Annotated in this window: 16 protein-coding genes; 8 read left to right on the forward strand and 8 right to left on the reverse strand. The window is 63.6% G+C overall.

Annotated features, from left to right (window positions below; all coding sequences use genetic code 11):
* Positions 1–19: 19 nt before the first annotated feature.
* The 6 genes from PG887_RS14605 to PG887_RS14630 form a co-directional block, all read right to left on the reverse strand.
* Positions 20–679: an HAD family hydrolase gene (locus PG887_RS14605; RefSeq protein WP_143236965.1), complete on the reverse strand. Its 660-nt coding sequence runs from the start codon at positions 677–679 to the stop codon at positions 20–22.
* 65 nt (positions 680–744) lie between these two features.
* Positions 745–1,752, reverse strand: a complete 1,008-nt coding sequence (locus tag PG887_RS14610; RefSeq protein ID WP_041214056.1) for an ABC transporter ATP-binding protein — start codon at positions 1,750–1,752, stop codon at positions 745–747.
* A 6-nt stretch (positions 1,753–1,758) separates the two neighbouring features.
* Positions 1,759–2,535 (reverse strand): ABC transporter permease, encoded by a 777-nt coding sequence (locus PG887_RS14615; RefSeq protein ID WP_128313525.1) that lies wholly within the window; start codon positions 2,533–2,535, stop codon positions 1,759–1,761.
* On the reverse strand, positions 2,528–3,424 hold the full coding sequence (locus PG887_RS14620) for an ABC transporter permease (protein WP_201927691.1): 897 nt from the start codon (positions 3,422–3,424) through the stop codon (positions 2,528–2,530). The genes PG887_RS14615 and PG887_RS14620 overlap by 8 nt, the downstream gene beginning before the upstream one ends.
* The gene (locus tag PG887_RS14625) at positions 3,424–4,257 is read right to left on the reverse strand and encodes an alkaline phosphatase family protein (RefSeq protein ID WP_270822059.1); all 834 of its coding nucleotides are present in this window, start codon (positions 4,255–4,257) and stop codon (positions 3,424–3,426) included. Before PG887_RS14625 ends, PG887_RS14620 begins: the two co-directional genes overlap by 1 nt.
* A gap of 10 nt (positions 4,258–4,267) precedes the next feature.
* Positions 4,268–5,314: an ABC transporter substrate-binding protein gene (locus PG887_RS14630; protein WP_270822060.1), complete on the reverse strand. Its 1,047-nt coding sequence runs from the start codon at positions 5,312–5,314 to the stop codon at positions 4,268–4,270.
* 183 nt (positions 5,315–5,497) lie between these two features.
* On the opposite strand from PG887_RS14630, the gene PG887_RS14635 reads away from it, so the two are divergent.
* Entirely contained in the window at positions 5,498–6,310 is an 813-nt protein-coding gene (locus tag PG887_RS14635) for a UTRA domain-containing protein (protein ID WP_270822062.1), read from the forward strand.
* A gap of 46 nt (positions 6,311–6,356) precedes the next feature.
* On the opposite strand, the gene PG887_RS14640 is transcribed toward PG887_RS14635, so the two are convergent.
* Together PG887_RS14640 and PG887_RS14645 are read right to left on the reverse strand one after the other, a co-directional pair.
* A complete protein-coding gene (locus PG887_RS14640) occupies positions 6,357–7,121 on the reverse strand; it encodes a helix-turn-helix domain-containing protein (protein WP_010675913.1) in 765 nt (254 codons plus the stop codon).
* A 443-nt stretch (positions 7,122–7,564) separates the two neighbouring features.
* Complete coding sequence (locus PG887_RS14645; RefSeq protein WP_010675912.1) at positions 7,565–8,479, reverse strand: LysR family transcriptional regulator; 915 nt, start codon at positions 8,477–8,479, stop codon at positions 7,565–7,567.
* A gap of 257 nt (positions 8,480–8,736) precedes the next feature.
* Here PG887_RS14645 and PG887_RS14650 point away from each other — a divergent pair, with 257 nt between their 5' ends.
* From PG887_RS14650 to PG887_RS14680, 7 genes are all read left to right on the forward strand, one after another.
* Positions 8,737–9,069, forward strand: coding sequence for a hypothetical protein (locus PG887_RS14650; protein ID WP_041211883.1), 333 nt, complete (start codon positions 8,737–8,739; stop codon positions 9,067–9,069).
* A 30-nt stretch (positions 9,070–9,099) separates the two neighbouring features.
* On the forward strand, positions 9,100–9,786 hold the full coding sequence (locus tag PG887_RS14655; protein ID WP_010675910.1) for a pirin family protein: 687 nt from the start codon (positions 9,100–9,102) through the stop codon (positions 9,784–9,786).
* Between the two features lie 83 nt (positions 9,787–9,869).
* The gene (locus tag PG887_RS14660) at positions 9,870–10,268 is read left to right on the forward strand and encodes a DoxX family protein (RefSeq protein WP_104454900.1); all 399 of its coding nucleotides are present in this window, start codon (positions 9,870–9,872) and stop codon (positions 10,266–10,268) included.
* Between the two features lie 233 nt (positions 10,269–10,501).
* Entirely contained in the window at positions 10,502–13,846 is a 3,345-nt protein-coding gene (gene recC / locus PG887_RS14665; protein ID WP_270822064.1) for an exodeoxyribonuclease V subunit gamma, read from the forward strand.
* Positions 13,846–17,460 carry an exodeoxyribonuclease V subunit beta gene (gene recB, locus PG887_RS14670; RefSeq protein WP_270822065.1) on the forward strand — a complete coding sequence of 1,205 codons (3,615 nt, stop codon included), beginning with the start codon at positions 13,846–13,848 and terminating at the stop codon, positions 17,458–17,460. The genes recC and recB overlap by 1 nt, the downstream gene beginning before the upstream one ends.
* An 8-nt stretch (positions 17,461–17,468) precedes the next feature.
* Entirely contained in the window at positions 17,469–19,523 is a 2,055-nt protein-coding gene (gene recD, locus PG887_RS14675; protein WP_270822066.1) for an exodeoxyribonuclease V subunit alpha, read from the forward strand.
* A gap of 142 nt (positions 19,524–19,665) precedes the next feature.
* A complete protein-coding gene (locus tag PG887_RS14680) occupies positions 19,666–20,781 on the forward strand; it encodes an AAA family ATPase (protein ID WP_270822067.1) in 1,116 nt (371 codons plus the stop codon).
* Positions 20,782–20,853 lie beyond the last annotated feature (72 nt).

Here is a 20,853-nt window from a genome sequence, read left to right on the forward strand (position 1 = left end):
CTCTTCTTCATTGCGCGGATCAAGGGTGCAACTGCCAGGTCCAGAGGGGCCAGCCCAGCTCCTCGGCGCACTGGCGCAGGGCGGGGGCCGGATTGACCGCATGGGGATGGCTCACCGCCCGCAGCATGGGCAGATCGTTGTGGGAGTCGCTGTAGCCAAAGCTCCCCTGCCAGAGGTGTTCCTTTCCGGCAAAGAGCTGGTTGATGCGGGCCACCTTGCCTTCGCGAAAACTCAGGGTGCCGCGGGTCTGACCGGTCAGCATGCCGGCTTCCTCGTCGAGCAGGATGGCCACGCAGTGATCCATCCCCAGCATCTGCGCCATGGGGGCCACCAGATGCTCGCCGGAGGCGGAGATGAGCACCAGCTCGTCGCCACGCTGGCGATGCCACTCGATGCGGGCCAGCCCCTCGGGGTAGAGACGCTCCCGCAGCACCTGTTCGGCAAAGTGGGTGCAGAGGGAGTCGAGCCACTGGCGCGTCCTGCCTGCCAGCGGTTGCAGGGTGAAGGCCATGTACTGGTGCATGTCCATCTTGCCCTGATGGTAGAGGGACATCATGGCCTGCTCCTCGGCCACCATGCCCGCCGGGGCCAGCTCCTGGGCCACCATGTACTCCAGCCAGAGGCTGGCGGAATCCCCCGCTATCAGGGTCTCGTCCAGATCAAACAGTGCCAGGGCCATGGCTGCTCCTCGGGTTGGCTGCCAGCATCGGGGTACTGGTTGAAAAATGAATGGGATTCATGGCGTTATGCTACCTCACAGAGTTGATCCCGGGCCACCACCAGGGTCACGGCGCTGCCCACCGGCAGCAGATCGCCGGCACGGCGGTTGAGGCAATCCACCGTCAACAGCCCTGCCTCGCACTCCACCTGATAGCGGATGACGTTGCCGAGCAGCTGCTGCTGGCGAACGATGCCGGGCAGGCTGGGCTCGTGGCTGACCGCCCCTGCAGGCAGCAGGGTGATGGACTCCGGCCGCAGCGCCAGCTTGCCGCGAAAGCGCGGGCCGAACAGGGATTTGGCCTGCTCGCCACCCAGCAGGTTGTAGTTGCCGATAAAGCCCGCCACGAACTCGCTGGCGGGGCGGGTGTAGATCTGCTCTGGCGTGCCGCTCTGGACGATGGATCCCTTGTTCATCAGGAAGATCCGATCCGACAGGGTCAGCGCCTCCTCCTGATCGTGGGTCACGAAGATGGTGGTGAGCTCGAGGCGCTGCTGGATCGCGCGGATCTGCTGGCGCAAGCTGCGGCGGATGCGGGCATCCAGCGCCGAGAGCGGCTCATCCAGCAAGAGGATCCGGGGTTGCACCACCAGGGCGCGGGCCAGCGCCACTCGCTGGCGCTGGCCGCCGGAGAGTTCGCCCGGATAGCGGCGCTCGAAGCCGGTCAGCTCCACCAGCTCTAGCGCCTCCTGCACGCTGGCGGCGAGATCCCGCCCCGGCTGGGGCTTCATCTTGAGGCCGAAGGCGACGTTGTCCCACACCGTCATGTTGGGGAAGAGCGCATAGCTCTGGAACACCATGCCGATGCCCCGCTTCTGGGGTTCCTGCCAGGTGATGTCCTCACCGGCCACCCGCACCTGACCGCCATCCACCGGGGTGAGCCCGGCCAGCGCCCGCAGCAGGGTGGATTTGCCGCAGCCGGAGGGGCCGAGCAGGGTCACCAGCTCCCCCTTGCGGATGCCGAATTCAATTCCCTCGAACACCTTGGTGTCACCGTAGGATTTGTGCAGTTGATTCACTTCTAGATGGAACATGTTGATTCACCGATGAAATCTGTTGGCTGCCCAGGTGAGCAGCAGGGTCAGCAGGAAGTAGCTCATTACCAGGGCGCTGGTGAAGTGGCCCGAGGTGGCACGCATGTTGTAGAGGTAGACCTGCAGGGTCTCGTAACGGGTGCCCACCAGCATGTTGGCAAACACGAACTCGCCGAGCAGGAAGGAGAGGGAGAGAAACAGTGCCGCCAGCAGCCCCTTGCGCAGGCAGGGGATCACCACCAGCAGGAAGGCGCGGGCACTGCTGGCCCCCAGCAAATGGGCGGCATCCATCAGATCTTTCAGCGGCACCCCTTGCAGGCTGTTGGCCAGCGCCCGGTACATGAAGGGGAGCACCACGGTGAACCAGGTGCCGATCAGGATCCACGGCGTGCCGATAATGGGCAAAACGCCGTCGGCGTAGATCTGCAGCAATCCCACCGAGGAGACCACGGGCGGCACCGCGAAGGGGAGCAGGATCAAGAGGTTCATCCAGGGATCCAGCTTGGGGAAGTAGTAGGCCACCACCAGCACGGTCGGCACCAGCACCAGGGTCCCCAGCAACAGGGTGGCGAAACAGACCAGGAGGCTTCGGCCAAAGGCTGCCAGAAAGCGCGGGTCGCCCCAGAGCTTGAGATACCAGTCGAGGGTGAAGCCGTCCGGCAGCAGGGTCGCCCCCCAGCGGGTGGAGATGGAGTAGAGAAAGGTGGCCAGCAGCGGCAGCAGCAGGGTGGCGACCAGCGCCCCCAGCACCCATCTGGGCCAGCGCGGCGTCAAATCATGCATGGGATTGCCCCTTGTTCACATAGCTCTTTTTCAGCAACCACTGGTTGGCGGCTGTCACCACCCCCAGCAGTACCATCAGGATCACCGCCAGCGCCGCCGCGAGATTCGGCTCGAGGAAGATGTCGCCGGAGACCAGACTGGCCACCCGGATGGTCACCAGATTGAAGTTGCCGGTGGTGAGAGCGTAGGCAGAGGCATAGGCCCCCACCGCGTTGGCAAACAGGATGATCAGGGTGCCGAGCAAGGCGGGCGTCAGCACCGGCAGGGCCACGTGCCACACATACTGCCCCCTGCTCGCACCCAGCAGGGCGGCGGCCTGGGGCCACTCATCCTGCAGGGCGTCGAACGCCGGGTAGAGCAGCAGCAACGCGAGCGGGATCTGGAAGTAGGTGTAAATCAGGATAAGACCGCTGCCCGAGTAGAGGTTGAAGCCGTCGATGAGGCCCCAGGATTTGAGCAGCAGGGTCACCGCGCCATTGATGCCGAGCACGATGATGAAGGCGAACGCCAGCGGCACGCCGCTGAAGTTGCCCGTCATGGTGACGAAAGCCAGCAGCACCCGCTTGACCCGCTCGCCGCTGTGGCGCAGGGCCGCGGCCCCTAGGGTGCCGATGGCGAGCCCCGCCAGGCTGGCGATGCCGGCGATGCGCAAGGAGTTGCCGAAGGATTGCAGATAGAAGGGGGAGCTCAAAATCTCCCGGTAATGGTCGAGACCCCAGCCATCGGGGGTCTGGACGCTGCCCACCAGCACCCACACCATGGGGGCGAGCTGGAACAGGATCATCAAGAGGACAAAGGGCAGCAGCACCAGGGCCGGCAGCCAGTGGCGGCGCACCCGGCGTGGCTTCACCTGTTGATCCGCGAGGATCTCGGTGGTGGCAGGCATCATCAGTGCACCTCGCGCATAAAGGCCGCCTTGAGCAGCGGAGGGGCTGTCGGCTTGTCGTGGGGAACTCCCAGCAGATCCGCCATCAGGGCGCAGAGCTGGGTCTGGGCGATCGCCACCCCATCCGGCCAGCGCTCGACGAAGGCATCGCCAAAGAGCCAGAGCGGCACAGTGCGCTCCTCGGCCAGGGTGCCGCCATGGCTGAGATCGTTGTTCATGCCGTGATCCGAGGTGATCACCACCTGATACCCCTCTGCCAGCCACTGGGGCAGCAGGTCGGCCAGCAGGCTGTCCATGCGGCGCGCCTGATTGCGGTACTGGCGGGAATCGAGGCCAAACTGGTGGCCCGCATCGTCCACTCCCATGGGGTGGATCAGCAGAAAATCGGGGTCGTACTGGCTGCGCAGCCACTCGCCGTCCATCAGCAGATGGCTGTCGGGGTAGGCGTCATCCCAGTAGAAGCAGCCGTGCTGGATGGGCAGTTGCTCATCGTGAGTGAAGCGATCGCGGGCCGCCAGCCAGGGGCTCTGGTTGTAGAGCTCGCTCACCCAGTGGTAGGCCGCCGCTGCGGTGCGTTTGCCCGCGGCCCGGGCCAGATGGAAGATGGAGTCGTGTTGGCTCAGGCGATTCACCCCGTTGTAGGTGATGCCGCTCGCCACCGGCGGCAAGCCGGTCAGGATGCACTCGTAGAGAGGGCGGGAGAGGGAGGGGAGGGCGGCACTCAGGGTCGTATGCAGGCCGCGCTCTGCCTCCACCATGCCACAGAGGTAGCCCATGCAATGGGCTACCTCTGCTGCCAGGCCATCCACAAGTACCACTATCACCTTGTGTTGCACTGGCCGCTCCTTACTGCATGTTGATCATGACGGTTTCCTGCCACTGGCGCGGCAGGGCCTTGGAGCTCTGCTCCCAGGCGGCGTGATCCTGCACCGGCTTGGCATTGGCGTACTGCTCGGCCGGCAGCAGCTTGGCCTTGACGTCATCCGGCAGGGTCACGTTGCTGCGAATGGGGCGGGCGTAGCCACGGGCCAGGTTGATTTGACCTGCATCGGAGAGGATGTATTCCCGCGCCAACTTGGCGGCGTTGGGGTTCTTGGCCCACTTGTTGATGATGGTGGTGTAGCCGGCGATGACGGAGCCGTCGCTCGGGATCACCACATCAAACTGCTTGGGGTCGATCTGGTCGCGGTAGTTGAGGGCGTTGAAGTCCCACAGCACCCCCACTTCCACTTCGCCTTTCTCGATGTTGGCGATGGTCGGGTCGTTCAGCGACAGACGGCCCTGCTTGGCCAGCTTGCCGAACAGATCCAGGGCGGGTTTCAGATTCTTCTCGCTGCCGCCGGTGGCATAGGCCGCCGCCAGCACGCCGTTGTTGGCCTGGGAGGCGACGCCCACGTCACCCAGGGTCACCTTGTAGTCGCCACCCAGCAGGGATTGCCAGCTGGTGGGGGCGGCCTTGACCAGATCCTTGTTGATCAGGAAGGCGATGGTGCCGGTATAGGCCAGCATCCAGTGGCCGTCCGCATCCTTGGCCCAGTTGGGAATGTCGGCCCAGGTGGAGGGCTTGTAGGGCTGGGTGACCCCCTGCTTGACCGCCACCGGGCCGAAGGCGCCGCCCACGTCGCCGATGTCGGCGGTGGCGTTGGCCTTCTCGGCGGCGAACTTGGCGATCTCCTGGGCGGAGCTCATGTCGGTATCCTGATGCTTGATGCCGTAGATGCTGCCGAGCTGCTGCCAGGTATCCTTCCAGTTGGCCCAGCTGTCCGGCATGCCGACGCTCTGGAGCTGGCCCTCACCGCGGGCGGCTTTTTCGAGATCCGCGATGTTCTCGGCGGCAAACAGCGGTTGACTGATGGCCACCAGGGCCAGTGCACTTGCGATCACGCTTTTCATCATCCCATCCCTCTGGACTAGGTCAGTTAAGGTTCGAGAGGGATGCTAGAGGGGAATTATGACGGTGGCGGGGCGCTTTGATGGCAGTTTCGTGACAATCGCCCTGTCATGGCGCTGTCATCAGGGGCGGTTACAACTCGGGGTCGACAACCTCTGGTCTACTCCAGTGGTGTGCAAATCCGAATGACCGACAGGGATGTGACAGTGACAGAGCGATTGAGTGAACAGGGGATGGCCGATGGCCGCACACCCTCCAAGTGCGAACAGATTTGCCGGACCCTGCGCCGCTATATCGGCAGCGGACACCTGGCGGGGGGGCAGCAGCTGCCCGCCGAACGGGCGCTGAGCGAGCGATTCGCCACCACCCGCATCACCATCAAGGAGGCACTCTCCAGCCTCGAGGCGGACGGCCTCATCTACCGGGCCGAGCGGCGTGGCTGGTTCGTGGCGCCGCCTCGCCTCACCTACGATCCCGCCATCCACACCCACTTTCACCAGTGGATTGGCGAGCAGCGGCGCACCGCCGAGACCCGGGTGCTGGCCCATGGCAACCAGCTTGCCAGCAGCGAGTTGTGCCACTGGATGGGACTGGAACCTTTCACGCCGCTGTATGAAATTCGCCGCCAGCGGCTGATCGACGGTCGCCCCGTGCTCCACGTCAGCCATCACCTGCTGGCGAGCCGCTTCCCCGGCATCGCCAGCGCTCCCCTGGCCAGCTCCCTCACCGAGCTCTACCGGCAGCGCTATGGCATAGGCCAGGGCTGGGCGAGCCTCGAGATCACCCCGTCGGCGGCCCGGGGAGAGATAGCCCGCGCTCTCAACCTGGCCCAGGGGAGCGCCGTGTTGCGGTTGGTGCGGGTCAATCATGACGAGGGGGGGAAGCTGGTGGATTGCGACATCGAGCACTGGCGACCGGACGCCATCCGCATCTGCCTGGATACCCGGGCACTGCAACCGCTCGCCACCGGCGCGCGGCAGGTGCAACTGGCAGAGTAGCGGCGTTCTGGGACTGACATGGCGGATCCCGCAGGATCCACCGGGATCAGTTGTCGATGTTGGGGATCAGATCGTCGAAGCTCTGGTAGCCGCAGTCCGCCAGTTGCAGCGACATGGTGTAGGTCTTGCTGCCCTCCCGCTGGCCGATGGCGGGGCGGTTGAGCTTGAGCTCCTGATGCCAGTACTCCTTCATGCGATCGATCAGCGCCATGGCCTCGCTCTCCCCCAGATGGAGCTGGCACAGCGCCATGTAGTTGTTGGGCCTGTGCATGTTCTCCACCAGATAGTCCCCCAGCACCGACATGGCCTGGCGCGCCTGCTGGCGGGCGAAGCGGCTGTGCTGCTCGAAGCTGATGCGCTCGCTGATGAGGAAGTGGTAGCTGTTGTCGATGCCAAGCTGCAGGATGCCGAGCTTCTCCAGCTTGCGCAGATAGAGGTAGCAGGAGGCATCGGTCAGGCCGTACTCCCGCTTGAGATCGATAAGGGTCTTGTCGCGCCAGAAAATGTTGGCGAGGAAGGCATAGAGCCCCGGCTCCTTGTGAAACGCCTCGTCCTGCTCCTGGGTAAAGACGGCCCGGCGGCTCTGGGCATCCTGGGTCCGGTCCAGCAGCTCTTCGAAGGAGAGTCCCACCAGATGGCAGATCTCCAGCAGGGTGTCGAACGGCAGGGAGGGCTTGTTCATCATGCGCTTCACGGTGGCGATGGAAACCCCCATGGCTTCTGCCAGGGTCTGATAGCGGATCCCCTTGTCAGTCAGGGTTTTCTTCAGGGTGTCGAGGATGTGATTGGCCAGTGTCTGGCTGTAGGTCATGCAACTATTCCTTTATCTGCATTTTTAGTCGTGTCAGAAATTGAGTGGTTTGTCTGTATCGGGCTCAAATTTTGACACCTAGAAAAACCAGAGGAGGGTAACCCGGTGATAATGGCGGAAATGGCCTGACCAGTTGTGGTGCAAGGTGGCAGAAAGTGACACTCGGTGGTGCATATCCTTCAACCTTTCAACATTTTGCTGGTGATGCATATTACATCGCACATAATTCAACACGAATCGGATTCAATACCTTCCTGGTTGAGAAAACGATTGTTTGCTTCCAATTTAAGGGTTTTTTTAACCGCAAGGTTTTATTCTTTCCTGGCATTGAGCGGAACTCGCAAGAGGTCCGCTTTTTTTCTTTTCTCCGAATCTGAGCCCGTCGTCAAGAATGGGGCGCAGTTTTGGTACTTCCTGCGCCACCGACCCCGGAAGGCAGTCCTTTATTCCCCCTGACCGGCAAACAGCTTGGGGATCTCCCGCACCAGCCAGCTCTTGGCCTTGCCCATGGTGTCTCTCCGCCAGGCCAGCACGACCTGGATCTGGTGGCGATATTCGGGACTGATCACCTTGAGCCTGCCCGCCTTGATGTCCTCTTCAATCCAGCGTTGCGGCATGGTGCCGATGCCGAGCCCCGCCAGCAGGGCGTCCCGCTTCTCCCCCATGGTGCTGACGGTCAGGCGCGGCTGCTTGTCGAGCAGGCGGTAGGTGAGCACCGGCTTGCGCAGTGCCGTGTCGGCCACCGCGATGGCGCGATAGCGGCGCAGGGTCTCGTCCGCCAGGGGCTCGGGTTCCTGATGCAGGGGGTGATCGGGGTGGGCGACGTAGAGCATCACCTCCTCCCTGAGCACCTGGTGCTTGATGCCGGTCATGGCGATATCGGCATTGAGGGAGGAGATGAGCAGGTCGGCGCGGCCATCTTCCAGGCACTCCCAACTGCCCGCCAGCACCTCGGCGCGAAACCTCAGCCGGGTATCGGTCTGTTCGGCCAGCCGATCCACCAGGGGGTAGAGAGCCTGTACCGGCATCAAGGCATCGACGGCGATGGTGATGTCGGTCTCCCAGCCACGGGAGAGGGCCCGGGTCTCCCCCACCAGGTGCTCGGCCGCCTCCAGCAGCACCCGGCCCCGCTCCAGCAGCATGCGGCCCGCCGGGGTGAACTTGGTCCTGTGGCCGCTGCGGTCGAACAGCATGGCGTCCAGCTCGTCTTCCAGCTTTTGTACCGTGTAGCTCAGCGCCGAAGGCACCTTGCCCAGCTCGTCGGCCGCCGCCGCGAAGCTGCCACGACGGTCGATGGCGTCCAGCACCCGGATCGCCTCCAGGGTCAGCGCCCGCTCCTTGTTCGATTCCTTGGCCATATCCAACCTTCAATTTTTTTGAATGTGTTTACCAGATTATCTCGCTAACAACTTAGGGGAAGTCACTTTAATATTCAATCAACGCTTAGGCAGGAACGCCTGGCAGCCAAATAAAAGGTAGTTCCGGGCTGAGACATCCCCAAACACGATGTCTGATGTCAGCAAAAGAACAACATAGTATTTGAATGATCTCTTGCATGGATGCATTGATTCGGGCCCAAGGGGCCTTGGCAATGACATAAAACCCAAGAGAGTGAATGAACATGAAAAACGTAATCAAGATGCTGGCCGTTGCAGGCCTGATGACCGCAGGTGCCGCCCAGGCTTCCGTTCCCGCTGACTTCAATGCCGCCCCGGGCGTGCTGTTCGTCAACTGGAGCGCCACCGCCGCGATGGACGGCAAGGCCAACCCCATGCTGGAGGTGCGCGACGAGTCCGGTGATCTGCTGGCTTCCGTCCACGCCAACCTGATGGGCACCCAGCAGGTCGCCATCCCGAGCCGCACCCAGGGCAAGCTGACGGTGAGCCTGGGCAACGAAAGCAGCAGCTACCGCATCCCCTTCGGTCTGGGTGACGGTCGCCAGCGTTAATGAACCAACTTGGTCAGTGAGGAGCACACCATGATGAAATTGAGAGCCGCAGAAGCACGGGGCAAGGCCAACTTTGGCTGGCTGGATGCCCGTCACAGCTTCTCCTTCGGTCACTACTATGACCCGGAATGGATGGGGCACTCTGCTCTGCGGGTCATCAATCAGGATCGGGTGGCGCCGGGTGGCGGTTTCGCGACCCACCCTCACGCCAACATGGAGATCCTCACCTGCGTGCTGCAAGGCACCATAGAGCACAAGGACAGCCTCGGCCACGCCGAGCAGATCCCGGCGGGGGATTTCCAGCTGATGAGCGCAGGGTCCGGCATCCGGCACAGCGAGTACAACCCCTCGCAGACCGAGCCGCTCTCCCTGCTGCAAATCTGGATCGAGCCGAATGAACACGGCACGACCCCGGGTTATCAGCAGAAGAAGATTGAAAACAAGCCCGGGATGACGCTGGTGGCGTCACCGGACGGCGAGGCGGGATCCTTCAGGATCCGCCAGCAGGCCAGAGTGTGGCGTCTGCAGCTCGCAGAAGGGGAGACCCTCGAGTGGGCATTGCAAGGGCGTCATGGTTACCTGCACATGATTTCAGGGGAGCTGACCGGCAACGGTCTGGCTGCCCGACCCGGCGACGGGCTGCTCAGCCGCGACGAGTCGAGCTGGGTGCTCACCGCCTCCAGGGGGAGTGAAGCCCTGCTGTTTGACCTGCCTTGATAGAAAAATCTTGGCGAAATGAATGAGTTAACAATTAGCTTTTACACTGTAAATACCATGATGGTAAGCAAAGGAATATGACGATGGACAAGATGAAAGATGTGGCACTGCTGGTGGGTCGTGTACTGCTGGCGCTGATGTTCGTGATGGCTGGCTGGGGCAAGATCGGCGGTTACGCCGGTACCCAGGGTTACATGGAAGCCATGGGCGTGCCCGGGTTCATGCTGCCCCTGGTGATCCTGCTGGAGCTGGGTGGCGGTCTTGCCATCATGCTGGGCCTGTTTACCCGCAGCCTCTCTGTGCTGCTGGCCGGTTTCACCCTGATGGCCGCCTTCATCTTCCACTATCAGCCTGCCGAGCAGATGCAGATGCAGATGCTGATGTTCATGAAGAACGTCTCCGTGGCCGGTGGTTTCCTGGCCCTGGCGGCGGCCGGTGCAGGGGCTTTCAGCCTGGATGCCCGCCTCGGCAAGCACTGGTAATACCCTGACGTTTCAAGTTTTCCAACGCCTTTTGGCCGGTGCCCTGCACCGGCTTTTTTGTGCCCGCTTCCCGGGGATGCCATCTGTGTGACGGCGCGCAGTCCGGACGCCACAAGTGCCTTTTGCATCTTATCCCCCGATCCCCGACAATCCCGATTCGCGTGCCGTGACGGGAATGCCAGAGAGTGTCCCCCCCGCGCACCCCCTCTTCATGAAATTGGCGGGAGTCGTCCATGTTTACCCTCTACCACTCCAATCAGCTGGATCTGCTCAAGGAGCTGCTGGTGAGCCGCATCCGGCAGGCTCCGCTCTCCCACCCCTTCGATCGGGAGCAGATCCTGGTGCAGAGTCCCGGCATGGCCCAGTGGCTCAAGCTGGAGCTGGCCAAGGCGTTCGGCATCGCCGCCAACATCGACTTTCCCCTGCCCGCGAGTTTCATCTGGGAGATGTTCACCCGGGTGCTGGCGGACGTGCCGCGCCAGAGCCCCTACAACAAGGGAGCCATGAGCTGGCACCTGATGACCATTCTGCCCACCCTGCTCGGCAGACCCGCCTTTGCGCCCCTCGCGACCTATCTGGGGGGCAGTGACGGGGCGGCGCCGGAGCAGGTGCGGCTCTGGCAGCTCTGCCAGAAGGTGGCGGATCTGTTCGACCAGTATCTGGTCTACCGGCCGGACTGGATCGCCCGCTGGGAAGAGGGGGAAGGATTGAGCCAGGAGCTGGCCGGGGTGAGCGGTCAGGATTGGCAGCCCGAGCTCTGGCGCGAGCTGGTGGCCCGCACCCTGGCCCTCAGCCCCAGCGGCTACCACCGCGCCAACCTCTACGAGGCCTTCATCCACGAGCTGGAGCGCACCCGGGATCTGCCGGGCAGGCTGCCGCAACGGGTCTTCGTGTTCGGCATCTCGGCCCTGCCGCCCCGCTACGTGGAGGCCCTGCTGGCCCTCGGCAGCCGCCCCGAGGTGGAGGTACACCTGTTTGTGACCAACCCCTGCCGCTACTACTGGGGGGACTTGCTCGATCGCAAGACCCTGGCCCGCCTCGAAAACAAGCTCAAGCCCGGCACGGATCTCGAGACCCTGCAGGGCCCCGCCAATCCGTTGCTCGCCTCCATGGGCAAGCTGGGGCGTGACTACCTGCACCAGCTGATGGAGCTGGAGGTGCCGCAGATCGAGGCCTTCGTCGACATCGAGGATCGCGACGATGAGGGCAAGGTCACCTTGCTGCGGGCCATCCAGAAGGACGTGCTGGAGCTGGCCGAACGGGGGGCAGGCGAGTTCAGCCTCGACGTCAGCCACCACAAGAGCCCCATCGACCCGGCGGACGGCTCCCTGCAGATCCACGCCTGCCACGGCCCCATGCGGGAGCTCGAGGTGCTGCACGACCGCCTGCTGGCGCTGTTCGAGCAGGATCCCACCCTCACCCCCAAGGACGTGGTGGTGATGATGCCGGACGTGAACAGCTACGGCCCCTACATCCAGGCCGTCTTTGGCAAGGAGAGCGGCGGCGCCCGCGGCCGGATCCCCTTCGCGATCTCCGACCGGGCGGCGAGCCAGGAAAGCCCGCTGCTGCAGAGCTTCCTCGCCCTGCTCAGGCTGCCGAACGCCCGCTTCGGGGCGGGGGAGCTGCTCGCCATTCTCGAGGTGCCCGCCGTGCTGCGCCGCTTCGAGCTGGACGACGACGAGTTCAACCAGCTGCGGCGCTGGGTGCAGGAGACCGGCATCCGCTGGGGGCTGGACGACGGCTACCCGGAGCGCTTCGATCTGCCGCGTCTGTCCGGCAACAGCTGGCTGTTCGGCCTGCGCCGCATGCTGCTGGGCTTCGCCATGGGGGACGGCGAGCCCGTGGCCGGGATCCTGCCCTATGCGGACATCGAGGGTCAGCAGGGGCTGGCGCTGGGCAAGCTAGCCTGGTTTGTCGACTCCCTGGCGGAATTTCTGCCCCGGCTGCAACAGGCGCAGCCGCTGCCCGAGTGGCACGCCTGCCTCAACGCGCTGCTGGATCGCTTCTATCTGGCCGACGAGGATGAGGAGCGCCAGCTCCAGCTCATCCGCAGCCAGCTCACCGACTGGCAGGCCCAGCTCGGCGAGGCCCGCTTCGAGCAGGCCATCAGTGCCGACCTGTTGCAGGACTACCTCGGCAGCGTGCTGGGGGAGTCCCGCTCCAGCCAGCGTTTCCTCGCCGGTCAGGTCAACTTCTGCACCCTGATGCCGATGCGCTCAATTCCCTTCCGTCAGGTCTGCCTGCTCGGCATGAACGACGGCGTCTACCCGCGCACCCTGCCTCCCATGGGCTTCGATCTGATGGCGGTGGCCTCGCGGCGCGGGGACCGATCCCGCCGGGATGACGACCGCTACCTCTTCCTCGAGGCGCTCCTCAGTGCCCAGCAGGGGCTCTACATCAGCTATCAGGGGTTCAGCGCCCAGGACAACAGCCAGAAGGTGCCCTCCGTGCTGCTGGCGGAGCTCATCGACTACGTGCGCCAGGGCTTCGTGCTGGCGGGGGATGAAGATCTCGACGACGACACCTCGGGCCAGCGGCTGCTCGAACACCTGATCGTGGCGCACCCCCTCACCCCCTACAGCCCGGCCTACTTTTACCCCGAGCCCGGCTCCGGTCTCTTCACCTATGCCGCCGACTGGCTGCCGGCCCTGAACCCCGAGCGGGGGGCCGCCAACTTCCAGAGCGGCGATCTGCCCCTGCCCGCAGAGTGGGGCAGGGAGCAGGGGCTGGAGCTGGCGGAGCTGCTGCGCTTCTATCGCCAGCCCGCCAGGTACTTCCTCAACCGCCGCCTCAAGGTGTGGTTCGAGCTGGAGGAGGCGACCATCGAAGACAGCGAGCCCTTCGAGCTGGACGGCCTGCAGCACTATCAGCTCAAGGCGCTGCTGCTGGATGCCCATCTGACCGAAGGGGAGAGCGAGGCCCGTCGCCACCGGCTGCAACTCTCCGGCCTGCTGCCGCAAGGGTGGTTCGGCAGCCTGCTGCTGGAGGAGATCGACGGCGAGATGGGCAAGCTGGCGGCGCGGCTGCGTCCCTGGACGGGGGACAAACAGGCGGTGGAGATCGACATTGCCCTGGCCCAGGGGCAGCTTCAGGGCTGGATAGACACCCAGAAGGGACGAGCGCTGGTGGTCAAACCCGGCAGCTTCAACGGCAAGGATCTGCTGCTGGCCTGGATCCAGCACCTTTGCCTCTCATTGAGCAGCGCCCCCGGCGACACCCTGCTGTTCGATGCCAAACAGAGTCTGCGGCTGCCAAGGCTTGCGGCGGACGAGGCGCGGCCCAGGTTGGCGGCCCTGGTGGCTCTCTGGACCCAGGGGATGAAGCGGCCGCTGCCCTTCTTCCCGAGCACCGCCTGGGAGTGGCTCAGGGCGATCGAGAAGGATCCGGCAAAGCCGGAGGAGGCCGACAAGGCGGCGCTTGCCCGCTTCAACGGCGGCTACATGGTGACGGGAGAGGGGCAGGACGTCTATGTCGCCCGCTGCTTCCCGGAACTCGATGACGAGGTGCTGGCCCAGTTGCAGGGGCTGGCCCGTGAACACCTGACCCCGCTCCATCAGGCGCTGGAGGAGTTGCAATAATGGCTAACCCGCTCAATCCCCTGCGTTTTCCCCTCTATGGCGAGCGGCTGATCGAGGCCTCCGCCGGGACCGGCAAGACCTATACCATCGCGGGCCTCTATCTGCGCCTCTTGCTGGGCCACGGCCCGGTTATCGAAGAAGCAGGCGAGGAGGGGGGAGACGCCGGTCAGCCCTGTGCCCACGAGCGTCCCCTGTCGGTGACCGAGATCCTGGTGGTGACCTTTACCGAGGCGGCCACCGCCGAACTGAGGGGGCGGATCCGCGCCCGCATCCACGAGGCGCGTCTCGCCTTTATGCGCGGCCACAGCACGGACACCCTGCTGGCCCAACTGCTGGCGGAGGTGGAGGATCACGACCTGGCGGCCCGTCGCCTGCTGGCCGCCGAGCGGCAGATGGACGAGGCGGCGGTCTTCACCATCCACGGCTTCTGCCAGCGGATGCTCAGGCAGAACGCCTTCGAGTCGGGCGCCCTCTTTGAAACCGAATTTTTGACCGACGACAGCCGGCTCCGGCTGCAGGCGGTGAGTGACTACTGGCGCGCCGAGTTCTATCCGGTGGATCAGCCCCTGGCCCGGGCGGTGCGAAGGCTCTGGTCGAGCCCCGCCGCCCTGCTGCGGGAGATGGGGAGCTGGCTCGACAACGACGAGCTGGAGATCCGCCCGGTGGCGGGGGACGAGACCCTGGCGGCGCGGCACAGCGTCGCCATGGCCCGCATCGGGGCGGTGAAGGCCGGGTGGCTGGCGCAGACGGACGAGATCCGCCGCCAGACCGAGGGGCAGATCAGCCGTTACACCGGCAAGAACTACGAGGGCTGGCTTGCCAAGATTGGCGACTGGGCGCAGGACGAGGCCAGCGGCTACGTCCTCCCCAAGGAGCTGGAGCGCTTCGGCCAGCAGGTACTGGAGGAGAACCTCAAGAAGGGGGGAGCGGTGCCCACCCTGCCGCTCTTTGGCGAGATAGACGTCCTGCTGGCGAGCCGACCCGGCATCCGGGATCTCGTCTTGCAGCGGGCGGCCAGGGTGGTGCGCAGCCGGATGCAGGAGAGCAAGCGCCAGGCCCATCAGCTCTCCTTCGACGATCTGCTGCGGGATCTCGACGGGGCGCTCGGCTCGGGCCTGGGGGAGCGGCTGTGCGAGCGCATCCGCGCCACCTACCGGGTCGCCATGATCGATGAATTCCAGGATACCGACCCCCAGCAGTACCGCATCTTCCACCGCCTTTACGGCGGTCACCAGGACACGGCGCTCCTGATGATCGGCGACCCCAAGCAGGCCATCTACGGCTTTCGTGGCGCCGACATCTTTACCTACATCCAGGCGCGGCGAAATGTGAGCGCCCACTACACCCTGGGGCGCAACTGGCGCTCAAGCCGCGCCCTGGTGGCGGCGGTCAACGGCCTGTTCGAGCGGGCGAAGGATCCCTTCATCTACGAGGCGGACATCCCCTTCCTGCCGGTGGAGGCGCAGGGCAAGAGCCGGGCACTGTTGATCGAGGGGCAGAGCGCCCCCGTGCTGCACTGCTGGCAGCTCACCGGTCAGCCCACCTTCAACAAGGGGGAGTACCAGAGCAGGATGGCCCGCGCCACGGCGGCGGAGATCCATCGCCTGCTCACGCTGGCCCGGGAGGGCAAGGCGATGCTCGGCAGCGAGCCGGTCAGGGCCGGGGATATCGCCGTGCTGGTGCGCACCGGCGCCGAGGGCAAGCTGGTGCAGCAGGAGCTGGCGCGCCTTGCCATCGCCTCCGTCTATCTGTCGAACCGCGAGAGCGTGCTGGCCCAGGTGGAGGCGCGGGAGATCCTGCTGATCCTGCACGCCTGCCAGAACCCGAGCGATGAGCGAAGCCTTAGGGCAGCGCTTGCCACCGGCCTGTTCGATCTCGATGCCAGGGCCCTGGACGCGCTGGCCTCGGACGAGCGGGCCTGGGAGAGCGCGGTGCAGGAGTTCATGGGATACCGCGCGGTCTGGCATCGCCACGGGGTGCTGGCCATGCTGCGGGCCCTGATGCACGGGCGCAACCTCGCCGCCTCCCTGCTGGCGAGCCCCTACGGGGAGCGGCGGCTGACCAACTTCCTCCATCTCGGCGAACTGCTGCAACAGGCGAGCGGCGAGCTGGACGGGGAGTACGCCCTGCTGCGCTGGCTCGGGGAGGCGGTGAGCCAGCCCAACGGCCAGGACGGGGAGCAGATACTTCGCCTGGAGTCCGAGCGGAAATTGGTGCAGATCGTCACCATCCACAAATCCAAGGGGCTGGAGTACCCGCTGGTCTTCCTGCCGTTCATTTGCAGCCACCGCGCCGCCGACACCCCCCTGTTCCACGAAACGGGGGAGGCGGGCAATCGCACCGTGCTCGATCTCACCGGCGCCGAAGAGTCCCTGGCCGAGGCCGACAAGGAGCGCCTCGCCGAAGACTTGCGCCTGCTCTACGTGGCCCTGACCCGGGGGGTCTATGCCACCTGGCTCGGGCTGGCGCCGGTGCGCTCCGGGGCGGGCAAGTCGGAGAAGACCGACCTGCACCGCACCGCCATCGGCTACCTGCTGCAAAAGGGGGAGGAAGGGGACGCCGGGACACTGGCGACCGCCCTCACCGACCTGGCCCAGGCCCTGCCGGGGGTGGCTGTCGGTGAGCCCTCGCTCACCCGCCCGGCCCCGCTGCCCGCCGAAGCGGAGACGCCGGGGGAGCCCAGCGTGCGCGCGTTCCAGGGGCAGCTTGAGCGGGACTGGTGGATCAGCTCCTACTCCGGGCTCGCGGCCCAGGGCAACGGCCACGGCAAGGGGGTGCTGGCCAACCCCGGCTTCGACGACGAGGTGGCCACCGAGGCCGCCGTCACCGTGCAGGAAGAGGAGGCGCCCGCCCCTTCCATCTTCACCTTCCCGAAAGGGGCGCGTCCCGGCACCCTGCTCCACAGCCTGTTCGAGACCATCGACTTCGAGCACGCGAAGGGCGAGTCGCTGGCACAGCACATCGCCGCCCTGCTGACCCAGGAGGGGTTCGACGAAGGCTGGGCCCCCGTGCTGCAACAGCAGGTGGAGGCGGTGCTGGATACCCCCCTTGAGACCGGCCTTGGGGATCCGGTGCGGCTGCGGGATCTGGCCCCCGAGCGCAAACAGGTGGAGCTGGAGTTCTTCCTGCCCATGGGGCGGGTGACGGCACCGGCGCTGACCGCACTCTGCCAGCAGCACGACCCCCTGTCGCGGGGCGGCAAGCCGCTCGGTTTTGCCACCGTGCAGGGGATGCTCAAGGGCTTTATCGATCTGGTGTTCGAGTGGCAGGGGCGCTGGTATCTGCTCGACTACAAATCGAACCACCTTGGCATGAGCCCCGCCGATTACGGCCGCCCGGCCCTGGAGCAGGCCATGCGCGAGCATCGCTACGATCTGCAATACCAGCTCTATTCGCTGGCGCTGCATCGGCTGCTCGCCTTGCGGCTGCCGGGCTACGATTTCGACCGGCATTTTGGCGGGGTCTTCTATCTCTTCCTGCGCGGCATGCCCCAGGGGGGCATTTTCCATGCCAGGCCCAGCCGGGAACTGGTGCAGGGGCTGGACGAGTTGTTTAGTAAAGGTGTGACGTCTGACGATCATCGTTTAGAAAAATCGAACAAGGCAGAGGCATGAGGGGCGAGATGAAGGGCGAAACCATGATAGAGCGGCTGAAAGCCTTGGCGCTGGCGGGGCGCATCCGCCAGCTTGACCTGCAATTTGCCAGGCTGGTGGCCGACCTTGGCGGCTGCCCCGAGCTGGTGCTGGGGGCCGCGCTCGCCTGCCATGAGCTGGGGCGCGGCCACGTCTGCCTGCCGCTGGCGATGCTCGCTCAGGGCGGTGACGGGCAGGGATCCTCGCGCCCCTTCGGGCTGGATCCGGATCAGAGCCGGGATCTGCTGGCGGATCTCGCGGATCCTGCAAGCTGGCCCGCCCTCTTTGCGGCCAGTCCCCTGGTGGGGAGCGAACAGGAGGAGGGGGAGAGCCCCCGCTGGCCCCTGCGACTCTGGGGGGATCGCCTCTACCTCACCCGCTACCACGACTTTGAGCTGGGGGTGGCCCGCCACCTTAGCGCCTTGAGTGAACGGGCCGAATGGCCGGAGATTGCCCCGGCCCTGTCGCGCCTCTTTGCCCGCGACTACGGCCTGGTGTTCGGGGCCTTGCTCAAGGCCCGCCTCGCGCCGGATTTCTCCGTCCGCCACTTTGTGGAGAAGTACCTGGATCTGGTCTTCCCCCATGAGGTGGAGTGGCCCGCCGTGGAGACCCTGCTAAAAAGCGCCCAGGCGGCCAGCGAGCTGGAGCGGCTGGATACCCTGGTGCCCGAGGCGCTCTGCTGCAACGGCCAGAAGCTGGCGGCGGCCACCGCGGCGGCGCGCCCCTTCGCGGTCATCTCCGGCGGCCCCGGCACCGGCAAGACCACCACGGTGGCCAAGCTCCTCGCCATCCTGGTGGAGACCGGCCTGCAAGGGGGCAAGGCCCCGGCGATCCGGCTGGTGGCCCCCACCGGCAAGGCGGCGGCGCGCCTCACCGAGAGTATCGGCGCTGCCCTGCAGGCCCTGGATCTGCCCCCCGAGTGGGTACAGGCCATCCCCACCGAGGCGGGCACCCTGCACCGGCTGCTTGGGGTCATTCCGGGGCGCAGCCAGTTCCGCCATCACAGAGGCAACCCGCTGCACCTCGACCTGCTGGTGGTGGACGAGGCCTCCATGGTGGACCTGCCCATGATGGCGCGCCTGCTGGACGCGCTGCCCCGCCATGCCCGCCTCATCCTGCTCGGCGACAAGGATCAGCTCGCCTCGGTGGAGGCGGGGGCCGTGCTCGGGGATATCTGCAGCTTTATCGAGCAGGGCATCAGCCCGGCGCAGGCGGATTGGCTCTCCCGCCAGACCGGCTATCGCCTGCAGGGCACGCCAGCGGGGGCCAGTGTGCGCGACAGCCTCTGTTTGCTCTCCAAGAGCTGGCGCTTTGACCAGCATTCGGGCATAGGCCAGTTGGCGCGGGCCTGCAACAGCGGCGACGGGGCGGCGGTGGAGGCGGTCTGGGGTATGGGCTTTGCCGATATCCGCCTGCACCCCTGGGCGGGGGAGGCTTACGACGCCTTGATTGCCCAGGGGGTCGCCGGTTACGGCAGCTACCTCAAGGCGGCCCGGGCCGGCGAGGATCCGGCGGCGGTGTTCAAGGCGTTCAACGGCTTCCAGATCCTCTGCGCCCTGCGGGACGGCCCCTTCGGGGTGACGGGGCTCAACGAGCGGCTCGAACTGGCCCTCGCCAAGGCAGGGCTGATCCAGCGTGACGGCGACTGGTATGCGGGCCGTCCGGTGATGGTGGTGCGCAACGACCACGGGGTCGGCCTCTACAACGGCGACATGGGGCTCTGCCTGCCCGATGACACCGGTCGCCTCAAGGTGTGGTTCGAGCAGCCGGACGGCACCCTGCGGGCCCTGCTGCCCAGCCGCTTGCCCCCCCATGAGACGGTCTACGCCATGACCATCCACAAATCCCAGGGCTCGGAGTTTGCCCATACCGTGCTGGTGCTGCCCGACAGCCCCAGCCCGCTCCTGACCCGCGAGCTGGTCTACACCGGCATCACCCGCGCCAAGGCCCGGCTCGATCTCTACGGCGATCGCGCTCTGCTGGCACAGGCCGTGCGGAAAAAGACCGAGCGGTATTCCGGATTGGCGGAGAGGTTGGACCTGTAGGTTATTTTATTATTTATGCTTGATTTGGGTTTTTAGTTGAATATTAGTGTCGGGTTTTTATTATCATGTGATAGGTTTTATTATGAAGATGGCTACTGAAGTTTTAATATTTTAAATGATGGTTCTTTGCGAGGGTTATACTATGAAATTAGATAGATTAACATTGAAGAATTTTCGTTGTTATAAAGAAAAAACATTTGTATTTCACCCAGGCATTAATCTAATTGTCGGGCAGAATGCAACAGGAAAAACTACAATATTGGATGCAATATCTATTGCGATTGCAACATGGTTTCTTGGATTTAGAAAAAAATTGGATGGAAGGGGGATTTTACCATCTGATGCAACACTGATTCATTCTATACAGGGTGGTGAATCAACTTTTTTTGAAGCTTGGCCTGTAGAGGTTTCTGCTACAGGGATGATTGGTGATAAGAGTATCCATTGGGAGAGAACGAAGACCTCTGAGGCTGGTAATACCCGTTATGGACAAGCTGTTGCATTAATAAAAGAAGCAAAATATTGTGATGAGCTATTAGATGAGGAAATAAATCTCCCTCTGATAAGTTATTATGGAACGATGCGACTTTGGCAAGATCCTAGAGCTAGGAAGGTTAAAGTAAACCTATCTAAAACGTATAGGCCAACTCGTTTAGATGGGTATCTACACAGCGTAGATCCTCGAATTTCTGTAAAGGAATTTATTCAGTGGTTTGCTAAGCAAGAATGGCGTTCTTTTCAGCAAGGGCAAGAGACAGTAATATTGAATATTGTTCGAAAGGCTGTTTTGAACTGTATCGATGGTGCTATAGAATTGCGATATGATGCTGGTAGAGAAGAGCTTTTATTAACGACAAAGGAACATGGGACGCAGCCTTTCCATATTCTTAGTGATGGCCAGAGATCTATATTGGCACTAGTCGCAGATATTGCACAGAAAGCAGCAAGGTTAAACCCACATCTTGGGGAAGATATTCTTAAGAAAACATCAGGCATTGTATTGATTGATGAGCTGGATCTGCATTTACACCCATTGTGGCAGCGTACTATTATCGAAAAATTACGTGAAACATTTCCTCTTATTCAATTCATATGTACTACGCATTCCCCATTTCTAATTCAATCCTTAAGATCTGGAGAGGAGTTAATTATGCTTGAAGGTCAGCCAACAGCTGAACTTGCAAATAAAACTCTTGAAGATATATCTGTTGGTATTATGGGTGTTGAATCAGTGGAGACTAGTGATAGATATTCCTGATTACCCATGATTAGCAGTCACCACGAGCTATACTGATCTTACGTACAGTTACTGAGGTGCGAGATCATGGCC

Source organism: Aeromonas sp. QDB14 (assembly GCF_027707845.1).
GTDB classification, from domain to species: domain Bacteria; phylum Pseudomonadota; class Gammaproteobacteria; order Enterobacterales; family Aeromonadaceae; genus Aeromonas; species Aeromonas caviae.

Bases quoted from the DNA above. Each gene is read 5' to 3' on its own strand.
- recC (WP_270822064.1), top strand. From the start codon at position 10,502: ATGTTTACCCTCTACCACTCCAATCAGCTGGATCTGCTCAAGGAGCTG.
- PG887_RS14655 (WP_010675910.1), top strand. From the start codon at position 9,100: ATGATGAAATTGAGAGCCGCAGAAGCACGGGGCAAGGCCAACTTTGGC.
- PG887_RS14605 (WP_143236965.1), bottom strand. From the start codon at position 679: ATGGCCCTGGCACTGTTTGATCTGGACGAGACCCTGATAGCGGGGGAT.
- PG887_RS14650 (WP_041211883.1), top strand. From the start codon at position 8,737: ATGAACATGAAAAACGTAATCAAGATGCTGGCCGTTGCAGGCCTGATG.
- PG887_RS14680 (WP_270822067.1), top strand. From the start codon at position 19,666: ATGAAATTAGATAGATTAACATTGAAGAATTTTCGTTGTTATAAAGAA.
- PG887_RS14635 (WP_270822062.1), top strand. From the start codon at position 5,498: ATGACCGACAGGGATGTGACAGTGACAGAGCGATTGAGTGAACAGGGG.
- recB (WP_270822065.1), top strand. From the start codon at position 13,846: ATGGCTAACCCGCTCAATCCCCTGCGTTTTCCCCTCTATGGCGAGCGG.
- PG887_RS14630 (WP_270822060.1), bottom strand. From the start codon at position 5,314: ATGAAAAGCGTGATCGCAAGTGCACTGGCCCTGGTGGCCATCAGTCAA.
- PG887_RS14645 (WP_010675912.1), bottom strand. From the start codon at position 8,479: ATGGCCAAGGAATCGAACAAGGAGCGGGCGCTGACCCTGGAGGCGATC.
- PG887_RS14615 (WP_128313525.1), bottom strand. From the start codon at position 2,535: ATGCATGATTTGACGCCGCGCTGGCCCAGATGGGTGCTGGGGGCGCTG.
- PG887_RS14620 (WP_201927691.1), bottom strand. From the start codon at position 3,424: ATGATGCCTGCCACCACCGAGATCCTCGCGGATCAACAGGTGAAGCCA.
- recD (WP_270822066.1), top strand. From the start codon at position 17,469: ATGAAGGGCGAAACCATGATAGAGCGGCTGAAAGCCTTGGCGCTGGCG.
- PG887_RS14660 (WP_104454900.1), top strand. From the start codon at position 9,870: ATGGACAAGATGAAAGATGTGGCACTGCTGGTGGGTCGTGTACTGCTG.
- PG887_RS14610 (WP_041214056.1), bottom strand. From the start codon at position 1,752: ATGTTCCATCTAGAAGTGAATCAACTGCACAAATCCTACGGTGACACC.
- PG887_RS14640 (WP_010675913.1), bottom strand. From the start codon at position 7,121: ATGACCTACAGCCAGACACTGGCCAATCACATCCTCGACACCCTGAAG.